Origin of the sequence: Actinomadura geliboluensis (assembly GCF_043197915.1) — a bacterium.
Taxonomy (GTDB): Bacteria; Actinomycetota; Actinomycetes; order Streptosporangiales; family Streptosporangiaceae; genus Spirillospora; species Spirillospora geliboluensis.
The window spans coordinates 428,184-445,900 of record NZ_JBICUA010000006.1 but is presented as its reverse complement, the minus strand read 5'-3'; the positions used below and the strand labels follow the sequence as shown (position 1 = coordinate 445,900).

The 17,717-nt window shown below is 71.1% G+C and carries 15 protein-coding genes; 14 read left to right on the top strand and 1 reads right to left on the bottom strand.

Translation table 11 applies throughout. The features are described 5' to 3' along the window. Position 1: 1 nt before the first annotated feature. From ACGFI1_RS22150 to ACGFI1_RS22085, 14 genes are read left to right on the top strand one after another with little or no spacing between them, the layout of a single operon-like run. Positions 2 to 547: a NuoB/complex I 20 kDa subunit family protein gene (locus ACGFI1_RS22150; RefSeq protein WP_089324571.1), complete on the top strand. Its 546-nt coding sequence runs from the start codon at positions 2 to 4 to the stop codon at positions 545 to 547. Next, positions 548 to 1,327, top strand: coding sequence for an NADH-quinone oxidoreductase subunit C (locus ACGFI1_RS22145; protein ID WP_392732729.1), 780 nt, complete (start codon positions 548 to 550; stop codon positions 1,325 to 1,327). Continuing rightward, the gene (locus tag ACGFI1_RS22140) at positions 1,324 to 2,670 is read left to right on the top strand and encodes an NADH-quinone oxidoreductase subunit D (RefSeq protein ID WP_138636824.1); all 1,347 of its coding nucleotides are present in this window, start codon (positions 1,324 to 1,326) and stop codon (positions 2,668 to 2,670) included. Before ACGFI1_RS22145 ends, ACGFI1_RS22140 begins: the two co-directional genes overlap by 4 nt. Beyond that, the gene (gene nuoE, locus ACGFI1_RS22135; protein WP_386874589.1) at positions 2,667 to 3,446 is read left to right on the top strand and encodes an NADH-quinone oxidoreductase subunit NuoE; all 780 of its coding nucleotides are present in this window, start codon (positions 2,667 to 2,669) and stop codon (positions 3,444 to 3,446) included. The genes ACGFI1_RS22140 and nuoE overlap by 4 nt, the downstream gene beginning before the upstream one ends. Continuing rightward, the gene (gene nuoF, locus ACGFI1_RS22130; RefSeq protein ID WP_138636826.1) at positions 3,443 to 4,741 is read left to right on the top strand and encodes an NADH-quinone oxidoreductase subunit NuoF; all 1,299 of its coding nucleotides are present in this window, start codon (positions 3,443 to 3,445) and stop codon (positions 4,739 to 4,741) included. The genes nuoE and nuoF overlap by 4 nt, the downstream gene beginning before the upstream one ends. After that, entirely contained in the window at positions 4,738 to 7,200 is a 2,463-nt protein-coding gene (locus tag ACGFI1_RS22125) for an NADH-quinone oxidoreductase subunit G (protein ID WP_392787412.1), read from the top strand. Before nuoF ends, ACGFI1_RS22125 begins: the two co-directional genes overlap by 4 nt. Then, entirely contained in the window at positions 7,197 to 8,537 is a 1,341-nt protein-coding gene (gene nuoH, locus ACGFI1_RS22120; RefSeq protein WP_138636828.1) for an NADH-quinone oxidoreductase subunit NuoH, read from the top strand. Before ACGFI1_RS22125 ends, nuoH begins: the two co-directional genes overlap by 4 nt. Next, a complete protein-coding gene (nuoI, locus tag ACGFI1_RS22115) occupies positions 8,524 to 9,078 on the top strand; it encodes an NADH-quinone oxidoreductase subunit NuoI (protein WP_138636829.1) in 555 nt (184 codons plus the stop codon). Before nuoH ends, nuoI begins: the two co-directional genes overlap by 14 nt. Beyond that, positions 9,075 to 9,983 carry an NADH-quinone oxidoreductase subunit J gene (locus ACGFI1_RS22110; RefSeq protein ID WP_392787409.1) on the top strand — a complete coding sequence of 303 codons (909 nt, stop codon included), beginning with the start codon at positions 9,075 to 9,077 and terminating at the stop codon, positions 9,981 to 9,983. The genes nuoI and ACGFI1_RS22110 overlap by 4 nt, the downstream gene beginning before the upstream one ends. Beyond that, complete coding sequence (nuoK, locus tag ACGFI1_RS22105) at positions 9,980 to 10,279, top strand: NADH-quinone oxidoreductase subunit NuoK (protein WP_392787407.1); 300 nt, start codon at positions 9,980 to 9,982, stop codon at positions 10,277 to 10,279. Before ACGFI1_RS22110 ends, nuoK begins: the two co-directional genes overlap by 4 nt. 10 nt (positions 10,280 to 10,289) lie before the next feature. After that, positions 10,290 to 12,206 carry an NADH-quinone oxidoreductase subunit L gene (nuoL, locus tag ACGFI1_RS22100; RefSeq protein ID WP_386874586.1) on the top strand — a complete coding sequence of 639 codons (1,917 nt, stop codon included), beginning with the start codon at positions 10,290 to 10,292 and terminating at the stop codon, positions 12,204 to 12,206. After that, on the top strand, positions 12,203 to 13,783 hold the full coding sequence (locus tag ACGFI1_RS22095) for an NADH-quinone oxidoreductase subunit M (RefSeq protein WP_364545954.1): 1,581 nt from the start codon (positions 12,203 to 12,205) through the stop codon (positions 13,781 to 13,783). Before nuoL ends, ACGFI1_RS22095 begins: the two co-directional genes overlap by 4 nt. After that, complete coding sequence (gene nuoN, locus ACGFI1_RS22090) at positions 13,780 to 15,366, top strand: NADH-quinone oxidoreductase subunit NuoN (protein ID WP_138636833.1); 1,587 nt, start codon at positions 13,780 to 13,782, stop codon at positions 15,364 to 15,366. The genes ACGFI1_RS22095 and nuoN overlap by 4 nt, the downstream gene beginning before the upstream one ends. 9 nt (positions 15,367 to 15,375) lie before the next feature. Continuing rightward, positions 15,376 to 16,416, top strand: a complete 1,041-nt coding sequence (locus ACGFI1_RS22085; protein WP_138636834.1) for a polyprenyl synthetase family protein — start codon at positions 15,376 to 15,378, stop codon at positions 16,414 to 16,416. Here ACGFI1_RS22085 and ACGFI1_RS22080 read toward each other — a convergent pair. Next, on the bottom strand, positions 16,392 to 17,624 hold the full coding sequence (locus ACGFI1_RS22080) for an MFS transporter (RefSeq protein ID WP_392787405.1): 1,233 nt from the start codon (positions 17,622 to 17,624) through the stop codon (positions 16,392 to 16,394). The genes ACGFI1_RS22085 and ACGFI1_RS22080 overlap by 25 nt on opposite strands. Positions 17,625 to 17,717: the final 93 nt, after the last annotated feature.

Below are 17,717 nucleotides of genomic sequence, written 5' to 3'. Positions count from 1 at the left end.
CATGGGTCTAGAGGAGAAACTCCCGAGCGGATTCCTGCTGACCACGGTCGAGCAGGTCGCGGGATGGGCGCGCAAGAGCTCGGTGTGGCCGGCGACGTTCGGCCTCGCGTGCTGCGCGATCGAGATGATGGCGACCGGGGACCCCCGGCACGACTTCTCCCGGTGGGGGATGGAGCGTGCCTCGGCGACGCCGCGGCAGGCCGACCTGATGATCGTCGCGGGCCGGGTGAGCCAGAAGATGGCGCCGGTGCTGCGGCAGATCTACGACCAGATGACCGAGCCCAAGTGGGTCATCGCGATGGGCGTGTGCGCCTCGTCCGGCGGCATGTTCAACAACTACGCGATCGTGCAGGGCGTGGACCACATCGTCCCGGTCGACATCTACCTGCCGGGCTGCCCGCCGCGGCCGGAGATGCTGCTGGACGCGATCCTGAAGCTGCACGACAAGATCCAGAACACCAAGCTCGGGCCGCAGCGGCAGAAGCAGATCGCCGAGCTGGAAGAGGCCAAGCGCCGCCAGCTCCCGCTCCTGGGTCAGGGGGCCTAGATGAGTTCTGAGCACCCCGAGCAGAAGGCCGAGCAGGCCGCCGACCAGCTTCCCGCGCAGACCGAGGAGGAGCGCCGGGAGCAGCCGATCGCCCGCAAGGGCATGTTCGGCGCGAAGACCACCGGCGACACCTCCGGCTACGGCGGGCTGGTCGTCCGGCAGAGCCCGAAGGTGTCGGCGCCGCGCCCCTACGGCGGGCCCGGCGGTGCGGCCGAGCGCGGCGAGTTCGACGACATCGCCGACGAGCTGGAGCGGGCTCTGCGGGGTCCGGGGTCGTCCCCGGAGAAGACAGGGCCCGACTTCGGGGACGCGATCGAGCGGGTCGTCGTGCACCGCGGCGAGCTGACCTTCCACGTCAAGCGCGAGCACCTGCGCACGGTCGCCACGACCATGCGGGACGAGCCGTCGCTGCGCTTCGAGCTGTGCTCGGGCGTGTCCGGCGTGCACTACCCGAAGGAAGAGGGCGCCGAGCTGCACGCGGTCGTGCACCTGCTGTCGATCACGCACAACCGGCGGGTCCGGCTGGAGGCGAGCTGCCCCGACGCCGACCCGCACATCCCCTCGCTCGTCCCGGTCTACCCGACGAGCGACTGGCACGAGCGCGAGACCTACGACTTCTTCGGGATCGTCTTCGACGGCCACCCGGCGCTGACGCGCATCGAGATGCCCGACGACTGGGTGGGGCACCCGCAGCGCAAGGACTACCCCCTGGGCGGCATCCCCGTCGAGTACCGAGGAGCGGAGATCCCGCCGCCGGACGAAAGGCGGTCGTACGTATGAGTTCGACGAAGTACACCGAGTACGACGCCTACGCCGCCGAGGAGGCGGCCGAGGGCAAGGTCTTCGACGTCAACGGGCAGGACTGGGACAAGGTCGTGTCCGCCGCCGAGGAGGCGGGCGACGAGCGGCTCGTCATCAACATGGGGCCGCAGCACCCGTCCACGCACGGCGTGCTCCGGCTGATCCTCACGCTCGACGGTGAGACGGTGAACGAGGCCCGGGTGGGCATCGGCTACCTGCACACCGGCATCGAGAAGAACATGGAGTTCCGCACCTGGACGCAGGGCACCACGTTCTGCACCCGGATGGACTACCTCGCCCCGCTGTTCAACGAGGCGGCGTACTGCCTGAGCGTGGAGCGGCTGCTCGGCATCGAGGACAAGATCCCGGAGCGGGCCCAGATCATCCGCGTGATGATGATGGAGCTGAACCGGATCTCCTCGCACCTGGTCGCGATCGCCACGTTCGGGCTGGAGCTCGGCGCGACGACCGTCATGCTGAACGGGTTCATCGAGCGCGAGTACACCCTCGACCTGTTCGAGGAGATCACCGGCCTGCGGATGAACCACGCCTACATCCGCCCCGGCGGCGTCGCGCAGGACCTCCCGAGCGGCGCCACCAGCAAGATCCGCGACTACCTGGACCGGATGCCGAAGCGGATCCAGGCGCTGCGCAAGCTGATGGACGACAACCCGGTCTTCAAGGCCCGCACGCAGAACATCGCGTACCTGGACCTGACCGGCTGCATGGCGCTCGGCATCACCGGCCCCGTGCTGCGCTCCACCGGCCTGCCGTGGGACCTGCGCAAGTCGCAGCCCTACTGCGGCTACGAGACCTACGACTTCGACGTCCCGACGCAGGACACCTGCGACGTGTACGGCCGCTACCTCGTCCGGATGGACGAGATGGAGCAGTCGCTGCGGATCGTCGAGCAGTGCCTGGACCGGCTGCAGTCGGTCAAGGGCCCGGTCATGATCGAGGACAAGAAGATCGGCTGGCCCGCGCAGCTCGCGATCGGCGCCGACGGCATGGGCAACTCGCCCCGGCACATCGCGCACATCATGGGCACCTCGATGGAGGCGCTGATCCACCACTTCAAGCTGGTCACCGAGGGCTTCCGGGTCCCGGCGGGCCAGGCGTACGCGCCGATCGAGTCGCCCCGCGGCGAGCTCGGCGCGCACGTGGTCAGCGACGGCGGCACCCGCCCGTACCGGGTCCACTTCCGCGAGCCGTCCTTCGTCAACCTGCAGGCCACCCCGGCGATGAGCGAGGGCGGCATGGTCGCCGACATCATCGCGGCCGTGGCCAGCATCGACCCGGTCATGGGGGGAGTGGACCGATGACGTACGAACCCGAGGTGCGCGAGCGGCTGGAGCGGGACGCCAAGGAGATCATGGGCCGGTACCCCCGGCCGCGGTCGGCGCTCCTGCCGATGCTGCACCTGGTGCAGTCGGTCGACGGCCACGTCACCCAGCACGGCGTGGAGTTCTGCGCCGAGATGCTCGGCATCACGCCCGCGCAGGTGATGGGCGTCGTCACGTTCTACACGCAGTACAAGCAGGAGCCGGTCGGCGACTATCACGTCGGCGTCTGCACCAACACGCTGTGCGCGATCATGGGCGGCGACCAGATCTGGGACGAGCTGAGCGAGCACACCGGCGTCGGCCACGACGAGGCCACCCCGGACGGCAAGATCAGCCTGGAGCGGGTCGAGTGCAACGCGGCCTGCGACTTCGCCCCCGTGGTGATGGTCAACTGGGAGTTCTTCGACAACATGACTCCCGCGAAGGCCAAGCAGCTCGTCGACGACCTGCGGCTGGGCAAGGACGTGCTCCCCTCGCGCGGGCCGAACCGCCTGGCCACCTGGCGGGAGGCGTCCCGCGTCCTCGCCGGGTTCCCCGACGGACTCGCCGGCGAGGGCGTCCAGGCCGGGCCGGAGTCGCTGGTCGGCCTGAAGCTCGCGCACGAGCGCGGGTGGACGGCGCCGTCCGCCGACACGGGCCGCGAGCGCCCGGACGAGCCGGTCAAGCCCGAGCAGATCGCCGAGCCGCCGCACGAGCCCGGCAAGCCGATTCCGGGCGAGGCCAAGCCCGGCAGCCAGGAGGGACGGAACAAGTGACCACGCTGACCCCCGTCCTCACGAAGAACTGGGACCGCGCCGACTCCTTCACCCGGGCGGGCTACGAGCGCGACGGCGGCTACGCGGCGCTGCGCAAGGCGCTGCGGATGGAGCCCGACGAGATCGTCCAGGCGGTCAAGGACTCCGGGCTCCGCGGCCGCGGCGGCGCCGGGTTCCCCACCGGGATGAAGTGGGGCTTCCTGCCGCCGTCCAGCCCGAACCCGCGCTACCTCGTCGTCAACGCCGACGAGTCCGAGCCGGGCACGTGCAAGGACATCCCGCTGATGATGGCGAACCCGCACGTCCTCGTCGAGGGCGTCATCATCAGCGCGTACGCGATCAAGTCGAGCCACGCGTTCATCTACGTGCGCGGCGAGGTCCTGCACGTCATCCGCCGCCTCCAGCAGGCGGTGGCGGAGGCGTACGAGGCCGGCTACATCGGCAAGGACATCCTCGGCTCCGGCTACGACCTCGACGTGGTCGTGCACAGCGGCGCCGGCGCCTACATCTGCGGCGAGGAGACGGCGCTGCTCGACTCCCTCGAGGGGTTCCGCGGCCAGCCCAGGCTGAAGCCTCCCTTCCCCGCGGTCGCGGGCCTGTACGGCGGCCCGACTGTCATCAACAACGTCGAGTCGATCTCCTCGGTTCCCTCGATCGTCGAGAACGGGCCGGAATGGTTCGCCTCGATGGGCACCGAGAAGTCGCAGGGCTTCGGGATCTTCTCGCTGTCCGGGCACGTCACCCGGCCCGGCCAGTACGAGGCGCCGCTCGGCATCACGCTGCGGGAGCTGCTCGACATGGCGGGCGGCATCCGGGAGGGCCACCGGCTGAAGTTCTGGACGCCCGGCGGGTCGTCCACGCCGATCTTCACCGACGAGCACCTGGACGTGCCGCTGGACTTCGAGTCCGTCGGCGCCGCCGGGTCCATGCTCGGCACCCGGGCGCTGCAGATCTTCGACGAGACGACCTGCGTCGTCCGGGCGGTGCTGCGCTGGTCGGAGTTCTACGCGCACGAGTCGTGCGGCAAGTGCACGCCGTGCCGCGAGGGCACCTACTGGTACAAGCTGATGCTCAAGCGGCTCGAGGCGGGCGACGGCACCGAGGAGGACCTGGAGACCCTGCTGGACATCTCCGACAACATCCTCGGCCGCGCGTTCTGCGCCCTCGGCGACGGCGCGACCAGCCCGGTCGTGTCGTCGATCAAGCTGTTCCGGGACGAGTACCTCCAGCACTTCGAGCAGGGCGGCTGCCCGTTCGACCCGGCCAAGTCCACCCTCTGGGGAGGTGCCAAGTGACCGTCACCGACGACAAGTCGGCGGTGGAGAAGGTCGAGATGGTCTCCTGCACCATCGACGGCTTCGAGATCGAGGTGCCGAAGGGCACGCTGATCATCCGGGCCGCCGAGCTGCTCGGCATCCAGATCCCCCGGTTCTGCGAGCACCCGCTGCTCGACCCGATCGGGGCGTGCCGGCAGTGCCTGGTGGAGATCCCGGACGCCGGCAACGGCCGCGGGATGCCGAAGCCGCAGGCGTCCTGCACCACCGCGGTGATGCCGGGCATGGTCGTCAAGACCCAGCTCACCTCGCCGGTGGCCGACAAGGCCCAGCACGGCATCATGGAGTTCCTGCTCATCAACCACCCGCTGGACTGCCCGGTCTGCGACAAGGGCGGCGAGTGCCCGCTGCAGAACCAGGCGATGTCGAACGGGCGCGGCGAGACCAGGTTCCAGGAGGCCAAGCGCACCTGGCCGAAGCCGATCCCGCTGTCCAGCCAGGTGCTGCTGGACCGGGAGCGGTGCATCCAGTGCACCCGCTGCACCCGGTTCTCCGAGCAGATCGCCGGCGACCCGTTCATCGACCTGTTCGAGCGGGGCGCCAAGGAGCGGGTCGCGGTCGCCGACGACCGGCCGTTCCACTCCTACTTCTCCGGCAACACCGTGCAGATCTGCCCGGTGGGAGCGCTCACCGGCACCGCGTACCGGTTCCGGTCCCGGCCGTTCGACCTCGTGTCGCAGCCGAGCGTCTGCGAGCACTGCGCGTCCGGCTGCGGGCTGCGCACCGACCACCGGCGCGGGAAGGTCACCCGCCGGCTGGCCGGCGACGAGCCGCAGGTCAACGAGGAGTGGAACTGCGACAAGGGCCGCTGGGCGTTCACCTACACCACGCAGCCCGACCGGCTCACCACGCCGCTCGTCCGGAACGAGGACGGGGTGCTGGAGCCGGCGTCGTGGCCGGAGGCGCTGACGGTCGCGGCGCGCGGCCTCGCGGCGGCGCACGGCTCGGCCGGCGTGCTGGCCGGCGGCCGCGTCACCCTTGAGGACGCCTACGCCTACGCCAAGTTCGCCCGGGTCGCGCTCGGCACCAACGACGTCGACTTCCGGGCCCGGCCGCTGTCGGACGAGGAGTCGCGGTTCCTCGCCTCGTCGGTCGCGGGACGCTCCATCGAGGTGTCCTACGCCGACCTGGAGAAGGCGCCCGCCGTCCTCCTCGCCGGCTTCGAGCCGGAGGAGGAGTCGCCGATCGTGTTCCTGCGGCTCCGCAAGGCGCACCGCAAGAACCGGCTGAAGGTGTACGCCGCCGCCCCGTTCGCGACCCGCGGGCTGGGCAAGGTCGGCGGGACGCTGCTGCCGACGGCGCCCGGCGCGGAGGCCGAGACCCTCGGCTCCCTCATCGGGGACGACGCCCGCTCCGACGTCCGGACGCTGCTGGAGACGCCGGGCGCGGTGATCCTGGTCGGCGAGCGGCTCGCCGCCAGCCCGGGCGCGCTGACCTCGGCGGTCCGGGTGGCGCAGGTGACCGGCGCGAAGCTCGCGTGGGTGCCGCGCCGGGCCGGGGAGCGCGGCGCGGTGGAGGCCGGGGCGCTGCCCGGGCTGCTGCCGATCGGCCGCCCCGTCGCCGACCCGGCCGCGCGCGCCGAGGTCGCCCGCACCTGGGGCGTCGCGGAACTGCCCGCCGACCCCGGTGAGGACACCGCGGGCATCATCGCCGCGGCGGCGCAGGGCCGCCGGGGCGCGCTGCTCGTCGGCGGCGTCGACCCCTACGACCTGCCCGACCCGGACGCGATGCTCCGGGCGCTCGATGCGACCCCGTTCGTGGTGAGCCTGGAGCAGCGGCCGAGCGCGGTCACCGACCGCGCCGACGTGGTGCTGCCGGTCGCGGCCGTCGCGGAGAAGGCCGGCACGTTCGTCGACTGGGAGGGCCGCGGCCGCCCGTTCGACATCGTGCTGAAGCAGGCCGGGCGGATGTCCGACCTGCGGGTGCTGGACGCGCTCGCCGACGAGATGGACGTCCATCTGGGCCTGCCCGGCCCGGAGGCGGCGCGCCGCGAGCTGACCGGCCTCGGCGCGTACCGCGGCGAGCGTCCGGACGCGCCGAACGTGGCGCAGGAGCTGCCGCCGCACCCCGAGCAGGGCGAGGCGCTGCTCGCGACGTGGCGGCTGCTGCTGGACCGGGGCCGCCTGCAGGACGGGGAGCCGTTCCTCGCGGGCACCGCCAAGGCGGCCGTCGCCCGGCTGTCGCCCGCGACCGCCGCCGAGATCGGCGCGACCGACGCGGTGACGGTGTCGGCGGCGCGCGGCGAGGTGACGCTGCCGCTGGAGATCACCCCGGACATGCCCGACCGGGTGGTGTGGCTGCCGACGAACTCGGCCGGCTGCGCCCTCTACCGGGATCTGGGCGCCGCCGCGGGCGGCGTCGTCAAGATCGCGAGCGGGGTGCTCGCGGGCACCGCGCGGAACGTGGGAGGTGGCGAATGAGCCCGCTCGCCGCGGCGCCGGCCGCCCAGCCGCCGCTGCAGGACTTCGGGCACGACCCGTGGTGGCTGATCGGCGGCAAGGTCCTGGTCATCTTCGCGTTCCTCGTGGTGACCGTGCTGCTGACGATGTGGATCGAGCGGCGCGTCATCGGCCGGATGCAGCTGCGCGTCGGCCCGAACCGCGCCGGGCCCTTCGGCCTGCTGCAGGGCCTCGCCGACGGCGTCAAGCTGGCGCTGAAGGAGGACATCGTCCCCCGCCAGGTGGACAAGGTGGTGTTCATCCTGGCGCCGGTGATGGCGGCGGTGCCGGCCTTCATCTCGTTCATCATCATCCCGTTCGGCCCGACGGTGTCGATCTTCGGCCACCAGACGGCGCTGCAGGGCACCGACCTCCCGGTCGCGGTCCTGCTGGTCCTCGCGATGTCGTCGATGGGGATCTACGGCGTGGTGCTGGCCGGCTGGTCGTCGATGTCGCCGTACTCGCTGCTCGGCGGGCTCCGCTCGTCCGCGCAGATGATCTCCTACGAGATCGCGATGGGGCTGTCGTTCGTCGCGGTGTTCATGTTCGCCGGGTCGATGTCCACCTCGGAGATCGTCGCGGCGCAGCAGGACAAGTGGTTCGTGCTGCTGCTGGCGCCGTCCTTCATCATCTACGTGATCACGATGATGGGCGAGTCGAACCGCATCCCGTTCGACCTCCCCGAGGGCGAGGGCGAGATCGTCGGCGGCTTCCACACCGAGTACTCGTCGCTGAAGTTCGCGATGTTCTTCCTCGCGGAGTACATCAACCTCACGACGCTGTCGGCGCTCGCCACCACGATGTTCCTCGGCGGCTGGCGCGCGCCCGCGCCGATCTCCACGGTGTGGGCCGGGGCCAACTCCGGCTGGTGGCCGGTGCTGTGGTTCCTCATCAAGATCTTCCTGTTCATCTTCTTCTTCATCTGGCTGCGCGGCACGCTGCCGCGGGTCCGCTACGACCAGCTGATGAAGCTCGGCTGGAAGGTGCTGATCCCCGTCTCGCTCGGCTGGATCCTGCTGGTCGCCGCGATCCGCGCCTTCAAGAACGAGGGCTACGACATGCAGCAGATCGCGATCGGCACCGCGATCGCCGCCGCGGTCGTGCTGGTGGCGACGGTGATCTGGGAGATGGTCCGCGGCGGCGAGGACGGCAAGGAGATCGTCCCCGGCGCGGCGGAGGGGCCGCGCCCCGACCCGGCCGCGGGCGGGTTCCCGGTGCCGCCGCTGGACGCGCCCCACTACCACGGCCGCGCCCGCGAGCCGGTCCGGCCCGCCACGATCGAAACCCCTCCTGAGGAGGTCACCAGTGGGACTCACTGATTTCCTGAACCCGGTCAAGGGGTTCGGGGTCTCGTTCCACCAGATGTTCATGAAGAGCGAGACCGTTCAGTACCCCGAGGTGAAGAAGCCGACCGCCCCGCGCTTCCACGGGCGGCACCAGCTGAACCGGTGGCCGGACGGGCTGGAGAAGTGCATCGGCTGCGAGCTGTGCGCGTGGGCCTGCCCGGCGGACGCGATCTTCGTCGAGGGCGCCGACAACACCGAGGATGAGCGGTACTCGCCCGGTGAGCGGTACGGCCGCACGTACCAGATCAACTACCTGCGCTGCATCCTCTGCGGGCTGTGCATCGAGGCGTGCCCCACCCGGGCGCTCACGATGACCAACGAGTACGAACTCGCCGACGACAGCCGGGAGAGCCTGATCTACACCAAGGACATGCTGCTCGCGCCGCTGCGCGAGGGCATGGAGACGCCGCCGCACGCCATGCGGCTCGGCGACACCGAGGAGGACTACTACCGCCTCGGCCTCCAGTCCGACGAGTCGCCGGCCGGGCCGGCCGAGGGCGGTGAGGGCAGATGAGCGCCGCGCACGTCCTCGCCGCCGAGGTCGCCGACAAGCAGTCGGGCGAGCCGTTCTTCTTCTGGCTGCTCGCCGTGGTGTCGGTCGCCGGCGCGCTCGGCATGATCTTCGTGCGGAAGGCGGTGCACTCGGCGCTGCTGCTGGCGACCGTGATGCTCAGCCTCGCCGCGCTGTACGCGATCCAGAACGCGCCGTTCCTGGCCTTCGTCCAGGTGATCGTCTACACCGGCGCGGTGCTGATGCTGTTCCTGTTCGTGATGATGGTCGTCGGGGTCAGCTCCACCGATTCGCTGGTGGAGACGATCCGGGGCCAGCGCTTCTGGGGCGTGATCGCCGCGATCGGGTTCATCGCCCTGCTGACCGCGGGCCTCGGCAACGCGGCGCTCGGCGACTCGGCGGGCCTGAACCAGGCCAACGCCGAGGGCAACGTCGTCGGCCTGGCCCGGCTGCTGTTCTCCAAGTACGTGTTCGCGTTCGAGGCGACCAGCGCCCTGCTGATCACCGCGGCGCTGGGCGCGATGGTGCTGGCGCACCGGGAGCGCACCGAGCCGAAGCCGACCCAGAAGGACCTGTCCAAGGGCCGCTTCCTCAGCGGCGACCACCCGGGCCCGCTGCCGGGCCCCGGCACCTACGCCCGGCACAACGCCGTCGACATGCCGGCGCTGCTCCCGGACGGGACGCCGTCGGAGCTGTCGGTCAACCCGGTCATCGCGGCCCGCACCGACACCGCCGAGCGGCACGCCGACCTGCACGGCGGCACCGAGGAGGAGGCGATGGAGCGGGACGTGGCGAAGGTCAGGGCGGTCACCGCCGAGGCCGCCGAGGCCGACGCCGAGGAGCGCTCCGTGAAGTCGGGGACGCCGGCCGCGGGCGGCGGCGCGAGTGAAGGCGAGGCTGGTCAATGAGTCCGGGGCACTACCTGGCTCTCTCGGCGATCCTGTTCACCATCGGAGCGCTCGGCGTCCTCATGCGGCGCAACGCGCTCGTGGTGTTCATGTGCATCGAGCTCATGCTGAACGCGACGAACCTGGCGTTCGTCTCGTTCTCCCGCATGCACGGCAACCTCGACGGCCAGATCATCGCGTTCTTCGTGATGGTGGTGGCCGCCGCGGAGGTCGTGGTGGGCCTCGCGATCATCATGACCATCTTCCGGACCCGCAGGTCCTCGTCGGTCGACGACGCGAACCTGCTGAAGTACTGAGAGGTCGGGAATGCAAGCGGAAGGCATCCAGGCCGCGTCCTGGCTTCTCATCGCGCTCCCGCTCGCGGGCGCCGCGATCCTCCTGCTCGGGGGGAGGCGCACCGACAAGTGGGGCCACCTGCTCGGCGTCACCATGTCGGTCGCGTCGTTCGCGGTGGGCGTCGCGATGTTCGCCCAGATGCTCGGGTACGACGCCGCGGAGCGGCGCCGCACCCTGCACCTGTGGGACTTCATCGACGTGGGCTCGTTCAAGGTCGGCATGGACCTGCTGGTGGACCCGCTGTCCATCAGCTTCGTCCTGCTGATCACCGGGGTGGGCTCGCTCATCCACATCTACTCCATCGGCTACATGGCCGAGGACCCCCACCGCCGCAAGTTCTTCGCGTACCTGAACCTGTTCGTCGCGGCGATGCTGCTGCTGGTGCTGGGCAACAACTACCTGGTCATGTTCCTCGGCTGGGAGGGCGTGGGTCTCGCGTCCTACCTGCTGATCGGGTTCTGGCAGCACAAGCCGACCGCGGCGACCGCGGCGAAGAAGGCGTTCGTCGTCAACCGCGTCGGCGACATGGGGCTGATCATCGCGATCGCGCTGATGTTCGCGACGTTCGGCACCATCGACTACGGGCCGATCCTCGGGCTCGGCCCCGAGCACGCCGGCCTCGCGAACCAGCTGAGCTCCGGCACCGCCACCGCGATCGGGCTGCTCCTGCTGCTCGGCGCGTGCGGCAAGTCGGCGCAGCTGCCGCTGCAGTCCTGGCTGCTGGACGCCATGGAGGGCCCGACCCCGGTGTCGGCGCTCATCCACGCCGCCACGATGGTGACGGCGGGCGTCTACCTGATCGTCCGGTCCGGGCCGATCTTCGAGATGTCGGAGACCGCGCAGCTCGTCGTGACGATCGTCGGCGCGGCCACGCTGCTCGCCGGTGCGATCATCGGTTGCGCGAAGGACGACATCAAGAAGGCCCTCGCCGGGTCGACGATGTCGCAGATCGGCTACATGACGCTGGCCGCCGGGCTCGGCAAGGCCGGGTACGTCTTCGCCATCGCGCACCTCATCGCGCACGGCTTCTTCAAGGCGGGCCTGTTCCTCGGCGCCGGCTCCGTCATGCACGGCATGAAGGACGACGTGAACATGCGCCACTACGGCGCGCTGCGCGGTGTCATGATGGCCACCGCGGTGACGTTCGGGCTCGGGTACCTCGCGATCATCGGGTTCCCGTTCCTGTCCGGCTGGTTCACCAAGGACGCGATCATCGAGGCCGCGTTCGACAAGGGCGGCACGTCCGGGGCGATCCTCGGCACCTGCGCGGTGGTCGGCGCGGCCGTCACCGCCTACTACATGTCGCGCGTCATGTTCATGACGTTCTTCGGCGAGAAGCGCTGGGCGGACGACGTCCACCCGCACGAGTCGCCGAAGGTCATGACGATCCCGCTGATGCTGCTCGCGGTCGGCTCCGTCGCCGCCGGCGGGTTCCTGATCCTCGGCGGGTTCGCCGACTTCCTGGAGCCGGTCGTCGGGGCGCCCGAGCACGAGCACGAGTTCGCGTTCATCACCGGCCCGGGCGTCGCGGTCTTCGTCCTGATGATCGCCGGCGCGGTGATCGCGTGGCGGCAGTACGGCGCCCGCAAGGTGCCGCGCGAGGCGCCCAAGGGCTCGTTCGTCACCGTCGCGGCCCGCAAGGACCTGTACGGCGACGCGATCAACGAGTCGCTGCTCATGCGTCCCGGCCAGTGGCTGACCCGCCTCGCGGTCTGGTTCGACGGGCGCGGCGTCGACGGCCTCGTCAACGGCACGGCCGCCGGGGTCGGCGGCAGTTCGGGCCGGCTCCGCCGCGTCCAGACCGGCTTCGCCCGTTCGTACGCACTCTCGATGCTGGGCGGCGCGGCCCTCGTGGTCGCGGCGCTCCTGGTGGTGAACGTTTCATGAGCGACTTTCCCTGGCTGAGCGTCCTCATCGGACTGCCACTGGTGGGCGCGCTGCTGCTCATCGCCATCCCGCGCCAGCGGGAGGCGCTGGTCAAGCAGTTCGCGCTCGGCGTCTCCATCCTCGTCGCGGTGCTCACCGGCGTCATGGCGGCGGGCTTCGACGCGGGCGGGGCGCGCTTCCAGTTCGAAGAGAAGTACTGGTGGATCAAGGAGTTCGGGGTCCACTGGGCGCTCGGGGTCGACGGCGTCGCGCTGACGCTGATCCTGCTGTCGGTCATCCTCGTCCCGCTGGTCATGCTGGCCTCCTGGAACGAGGCGGACCGCTCCGGCGGCACCGACGTGCCGGCGAAGCGGTCGGTGAAGACCTACTTCGCGCTGCTGCTGTCGCTGGAAGCGGCCATGATCGGCGTCTTCGCGGCGACCGACGTGTTCCTCTTCTACGTCTTCTTCGAGGCGATGCTGATCCCGGTGTACTTCATCATCGGGTCCTACGGCGGCGCGCAGCGCTCCTACGCCGCGGTGAAGTTCCTGCTGTACTCGCTGTTCGGCGGGCTGCTGATGCTCGTCGCGGTCATCTGGCTGTACCCGCTGTCGGCCAAGTCCGTCGCGGACGGCGGCCTCGGCCACGGCACGTTCATGTTCGACGAGCTGTCGAAGATGAACATCGACCCGACGACGGCGAAGTGGCTGTTCCTCGGCTTCTTCGTCGCGTTCGCGATCAAGGCGCCGATGGTGCCGGTGCACACCTGGCTGCCGGACGCGGCGCAGCAGTCCCCGGCCGGGGCGCTGGTGCTGATCGTCGGCGTGCTGGACAAGGTCGGCACCTACGGGATGCTCCGGTTCTGCCTGGAGCTGTTCCCCGGCGCGGCCAAGTGGGCGACGCCGGCGGTGCTCGTGTTCGCGGTCGTCAGCATCATCTACGGCGCGATCCTCGCGATCGGGCAGGTCGACATGAAGCGGCTGATCGCCTACACGTCGATCTCCCACTTCGGGTTCATCGTGCTCGGCATCTTCGCGATGACGTCGCAGGCCCAGTCCGGCGCGGCGCTCTACATGGTGAACCACGGGTTCTCCACCGGCGCGCTGTTCCTGATCGTCGGGTTCCTGATCGTCCGGCGGAAGTCGGCGCGGATCTCCGACTTCGGCGGCGTGCAGAAGGTCGCCCCGGTGCTCGCCGGGACGTTCCTGATCGCCGGCCTGTCCGGGCTGTCGCTGCCCGGCCTGTCGCCGTTCGTGTCGGAGTTCCTGGTCGTGGTCGGCACGTTCAGCCGCTACCAGTGGGCCGCCGTCGCCTCCATCATCGCCATCGTGCTCGCCGCCATCTACATCCTCTGGATGTACCAGCGGACCATGGGCGGCCAGCCGGTGGCCGCGGTGGAGGGCATGAAGGACCTGTCCGCCCGGGAGAAGTGGGTCATCGCCCCGATCATCGCGATCATCGTGGCGATGGGCTTCTTCCCGCAGCCGGTGCTGCACGTGATCAACCCGTCGGTGGACCACACGCTGGCCAGGGTCGACCAGCACGACCCGGCGCCGGACATCACCGGTAACGTCGCCGAGAACGGAGCCCGTCCATGAGCACCTCCAGCCAGGTGAGCGCGGTCCTCGCGCAAGGGGGTGACATCCCCGCGCCGCACATCGAGTACGGGCAGATCGCCCCGCTGCTCCTGGTCCTCGGCGCCGCCGTCGTGGGCGTGCTCGTCGAGGCGTTCGTCGGCCGCAACGCGCGCTACTACGTGCAGGTTCCGCTCGCGTTCCTCGGCCTCGCCGGCGGTTTCGGCTGGACGGTCGCGCTCGCGTGGCGCGACAACCCGCACCACGTCGCGGCCGAGGGCGCGATCGGCGTGGACGGGCCGACGCTGTTCATCCAGGGCACCATCCTGCTGCTGGGGCTGGTCAGCCTGCTGCTGATCGCCGAGCGCGGCGGCCACGCGACCGGCGGGCACTTCGCCGCGCAGGCGTCCGCGCTGCCCGGCAGCGAGGCCGAGCAGCGGACCGCCGAGGCGGGGGTCACCCAGACCGAGGTGTACCCGCTGATGATGTTCGCCGTCGGCGGCATGATCATGTTCCCGGCGGCGAACGACCTGCTCACGATGTTCGTGGCGCTGGAGGTCATGTCGCTGCCGCTGTACCTGCTGTGCGGGCTCGCCCGCCGGCGGCGCCTCCTCTCCCAGGAGGCGGCGGTCAAGTACTTCCTGCTCGGCGCGTTCTCGTCGGCGTTCTTCCTGTACGGCGCGGCGCTGCTGTACGGGTACGCCGGGTCGGTGCGGCTGGCGGACATCTCCGCCGAGATCGGCAAGGACGCCGGCAACGAGACGCTGCTGCTCGCGGGCGCCGCGCTGCTGTCGGTCGGGCTGCTGTTCAAACTCGGCGGCGTCCCGTTCCACATGTGGAAGCCGGACGTCTACCAGGGCGCCCCGACCCCGATCACGGCGCTGATGGCGTCCGGGACGGTCGTCGCCGCGTTCGGCGGGATCCTGCGGGTCTACTACGTGGCGTTCGAGACGCTGCGCTGGGACTGGCGGCCCCTCATGTGGGGTGTGGCGATTCTCACGATGGTCGCCGGGTCGATCATCGCGATCACGCAGACCGACATCAAGCGGATGCTGGCCTACTCGTCCATCGCGCACGCGGGCTTCCTGCTCATGGGCGTGATCGCCAGCTCCGCGAACGGCCTGTCGAGCACCCTGTTCTACCTGCTCGCCTACGGTTTCACCTCGGTCGGCGCGTTCGCCGTCGTCACGATGGTGCGGGACGCGGGCGGCGAGGCCGGGCACCTGTCCCGGTGGGCCGGGCTCGGCAAGCGCTCCCCGGTGGTCGCGGGCGTGTTCGCCTTCTTCCTGCTGGCGTTCGCGGGCATCCCGCTCACCAGCGGGTTCACCGGGAAGTTCGCGGTGTTCAAGGCCGCCGTCGAGGAGGGCGCGACGCCGCTGGTCATCGTCGCGGTCATCTCGTCCGCGGTCGCCGCGTTCTTCTACGTCCGGGTGATCGTGGTGATGTTCTTCAGCGAGCCGGACGCCGAGGGACCGGTCGTGGTGGCCGGGCCGGCGACCGCGGTAGCGGTGGCGCTCGGTGTGACGGCTACTGTGGTACTCGGCGTGATCCCGCAGCCGGTCCTGGACCTCGCGGGTCAGGCCACGACCCACATGTTCGTCCGTTAGGGAGTCTGGGTGAGCAACCCATCCGCGGAGAAGTCCGGCGGGCCGGCCGTCAAGGGGACCGGCCCGTTCGGGCTTCCCATCGACGCCGCGCTCGCGTCCGACGCCAAGGCGCGCCTGACCGACGTCGAGGCCCTGCTGCTCGACTGCGTGCGCGGCGAGGACCCGCTGCTCACCGAGGCTTCCGAGCACCTCGTCGAGGCGGGCGGCAAGCGGTTCCGGCCCATGCTGGTACTGCTCGCCTCCCACTTCGGCGACCCCGCCGCGGCCGGCGTGGTGCCCGCCGCCGTCGTCGTCGAGCTGACCCACCTCGGCACCCTCTACCACGACGACGTGATGGACGAGGCGACCGTCCGCCGCGGCCAGCAGTCCGCCAACTCGCGGTGGACGAACACCGTCGCGATCCTCACCGGCGACTACCTGTTCGCCCGCGCGTCCGACCTGCTCGCCGACCTCGGCCCGGAGGCGGTCCGCATCCAGGCCCGCGCGTTCGCGCGGCTCGTCCGCGGCCAGATCCAGGAGACGGTCGGCCCGGGCGAGGACGCCGACCCCCTCAAGCACTACCTCCAGGTCGTCGCCGACAAGACCGCGTCGCTCATCGCCGTCTCCGGCCAGTTCGGGGCGCTGCTGGCGGGCGCCCCGGCGCACGTCGTCGACACGGTCACCTCCGCCTGCGAGAAGATCGGCATCGCGTTCCAGCTGTCCGACGACATCCTCGACATCGACTCCGAGACCGAGGAGTCGGGCAAGACCCCCGGCACCGACCTCCGCGAGGGCATCCGCACGCTGCCGATGCACCACGTGCTCGCCGGCGTCGGCTCCGGCCCGGACGACGCCCGCCTCCGCGAACTGCTCGTCCAGGACCTCACCGACGACGCGCTGCACGCCGAGGCGCTCGCCCTCCTGCGCGCCCACCCCGCGATGGACCGCGCCCGCGCCGACCTGCGCCGGTGGGCCGAGGACGCGCGCACCGAGCTCCTCACCCTCCCGGACGTCCCGGCCCGGGAGGCGTTCACCAACCTCTGCGACTACGTCGTCTCCCGCACCGGCTGACCTCCGTCGGCCGGTTCCGCCGGGCGGGCCCGCACCTCGCCGCCACCGCGATGGCCGAGTGTCATCGCGGTGGCCAGGGCGAGCACGGCCAGCGCGCCGCCCAGCCACATGACGCCTTCCTCTCCCGCGGTGTCGGCGACGCGTCCGCCCGTCAGCGCTCCCAGCGAGATGGCGATGTTGAACGCGGCGACGAACAGCGCCGACACGGGTTCGGGTGCGTCGGGGGCGGCCCGCAGCAGCCAGTTCTGCAGGGTGACCGAGACGCCGCCGTAGGCGATGCCCCACAGCATCAGCAGCGCCACTGCCGGGAGCGGGTTCCGGCCTGCGACGGGGATCAGCAGGGCGGCGGGTGCGAGCAGCGCGGTGAGCGTGATCAGGGTGCGGCGCGGGTCGCGCGCTGAGGCCGTCCCGGCGGCGAAGTTCCCGGCGACGCCCGCGATGCCGTAGCCGAGCAGCAGGGTGCTGATCAGGCTGGCGTCCACGCCCGACACCCGTTCCAGGACGGGACGCACGTAGGTGTACGCCGCGAAGTGCCCGGTGACGAGCAGCATCGTGACCAGCAGCCCGGCCCGCACGGCGGGCACGCGCAGCAGCTCGGGCAGCCGCCGCAGACCCGCCGGGCCGGTGCCGGGCAGCGGCGGCAGCAGCACGGCCAGCGCCGCGCAGGCGGCGGCCGCGGACAGCCCCGCTACGGCGAACGCGGCCCGCCGGCCGGCCAGGTCGCCGAGGAGCGTGCCGGCGGGGACCCCCACCACCGACGCCACCGCGATCCCGCCGAAGATGACCGAGGTGGCGGTGCCGACCGAGCGCGCCGGCACCAGCCGGACCGCCAGCCCGCCGGCGATCGCCCACACCCCGCCGATCGCGACGCCGACCAGGATCCGCGCGACCAGCAGCACCTCCAGGTTGGGCGCGGCGGCCGAGGCGAGGTCGGCGGCGGCCAGCAGGCCCGCGAGGACGGCCAGCACCGTCCGCCGGTCGTATCGGGCGGTCGCGGCGGGAAGCACGAGGGCGGACAGCGCGGCCACGAGGCCGGGCACGGTCATCGCCAGCCCGGCCGTGCCCGCGGACACCCCGAGGTCCGGGCCGATCGAGGTGAGCAGCCCGACCGGCAGCATCTCGCTGGTGACGACGAGGAACGTCGTCGCGGCGACCGCGACGACCGCCGGCCGACCGCGCCGGGGCGCGGGAAGGGGAGCGTACGTCATGCTCACGACCCTGCTGCGCGGGCGCGCCGGGAACAACGGCGAAGTTCGCAACCTTGTATGAGCGAGACTGATCGATCACCGACCCGGAGGAGC

What these genes read in the sequence shown, in the direction of transcription:
- nuoE (WP_386874589.1), top strand. Translation starts at nt 2,667, where the DNA reads ATGACGTACGAACCCGAGGTGCGCGAGCGGCTGGAGCGGGACGCCAAG.
- ACGFI1_RS22080 (WP_392787405.1), bottom strand. Translation starts at nt 17,624, where the DNA reads ATGACGTACGCTCCCCTTCCCGCGCCCCGGCGCGGTCGGCCGGCGGTC.
- nuoH (WP_138636828.1), top strand. Translation starts at nt 7,197, where the DNA reads ATGAGCCCGCTCGCCGCGGCGCCGGCCGCCCAGCCGCCGCTGCAGGAC.
- ACGFI1_RS22095 (WP_364545954.1), top strand. Translation starts at nt 12,203, where the DNA reads ATGAGCGACTTTCCCTGGCTGAGCGTCCTCATCGGACTGCCACTGGTG.
- ACGFI1_RS22150 (WP_089324571.1), top strand. Translation starts at nt 2, where the DNA reads ATGGGTCTAGAGGAGAAACTCCCGAGCGGATTCCTGCTGACCACGGTC.
- nuoL (WP_386874586.1), top strand. Translation starts at nt 10,290, where the DNA reads ATGCAAGCGGAAGGCATCCAGGCCGCGTCCTGGCTTCTCATCGCGCTC.
- ACGFI1_RS22145 (WP_392732729.1), top strand. Translation starts at nt 548, where the DNA reads ATGAGTTCTGAGCACCCCGAGCAGAAGGCCGAGCAGGCCGCCGACCAG.
- nuoK (WP_392787407.1), top strand. Translation starts at nt 9,980, where the DNA reads ATGAGTCCGGGGCACTACCTGGCTCTCTCGGCGATCCTGTTCACCATC.
- nuoN (WP_138636833.1), top strand. Translation starts at nt 13,780, where the DNA reads ATGAGCACCTCCAGCCAGGTGAGCGCGGTCCTCGCGCAAGGGGGTGAC.
- ACGFI1_RS22110 (WP_392787409.1), top strand. Translation starts at nt 9,075, where the DNA reads ATGAGCGCCGCGCACGTCCTCGCCGCCGAGGTCGCCGACAAGCAGTCG.
- ACGFI1_RS22140 (WP_138636824.1), top strand. Translation starts at nt 1,324, where the DNA reads ATGAGTTCGACGAAGTACACCGAGTACGACGCCTACGCCGCCGAGGAG.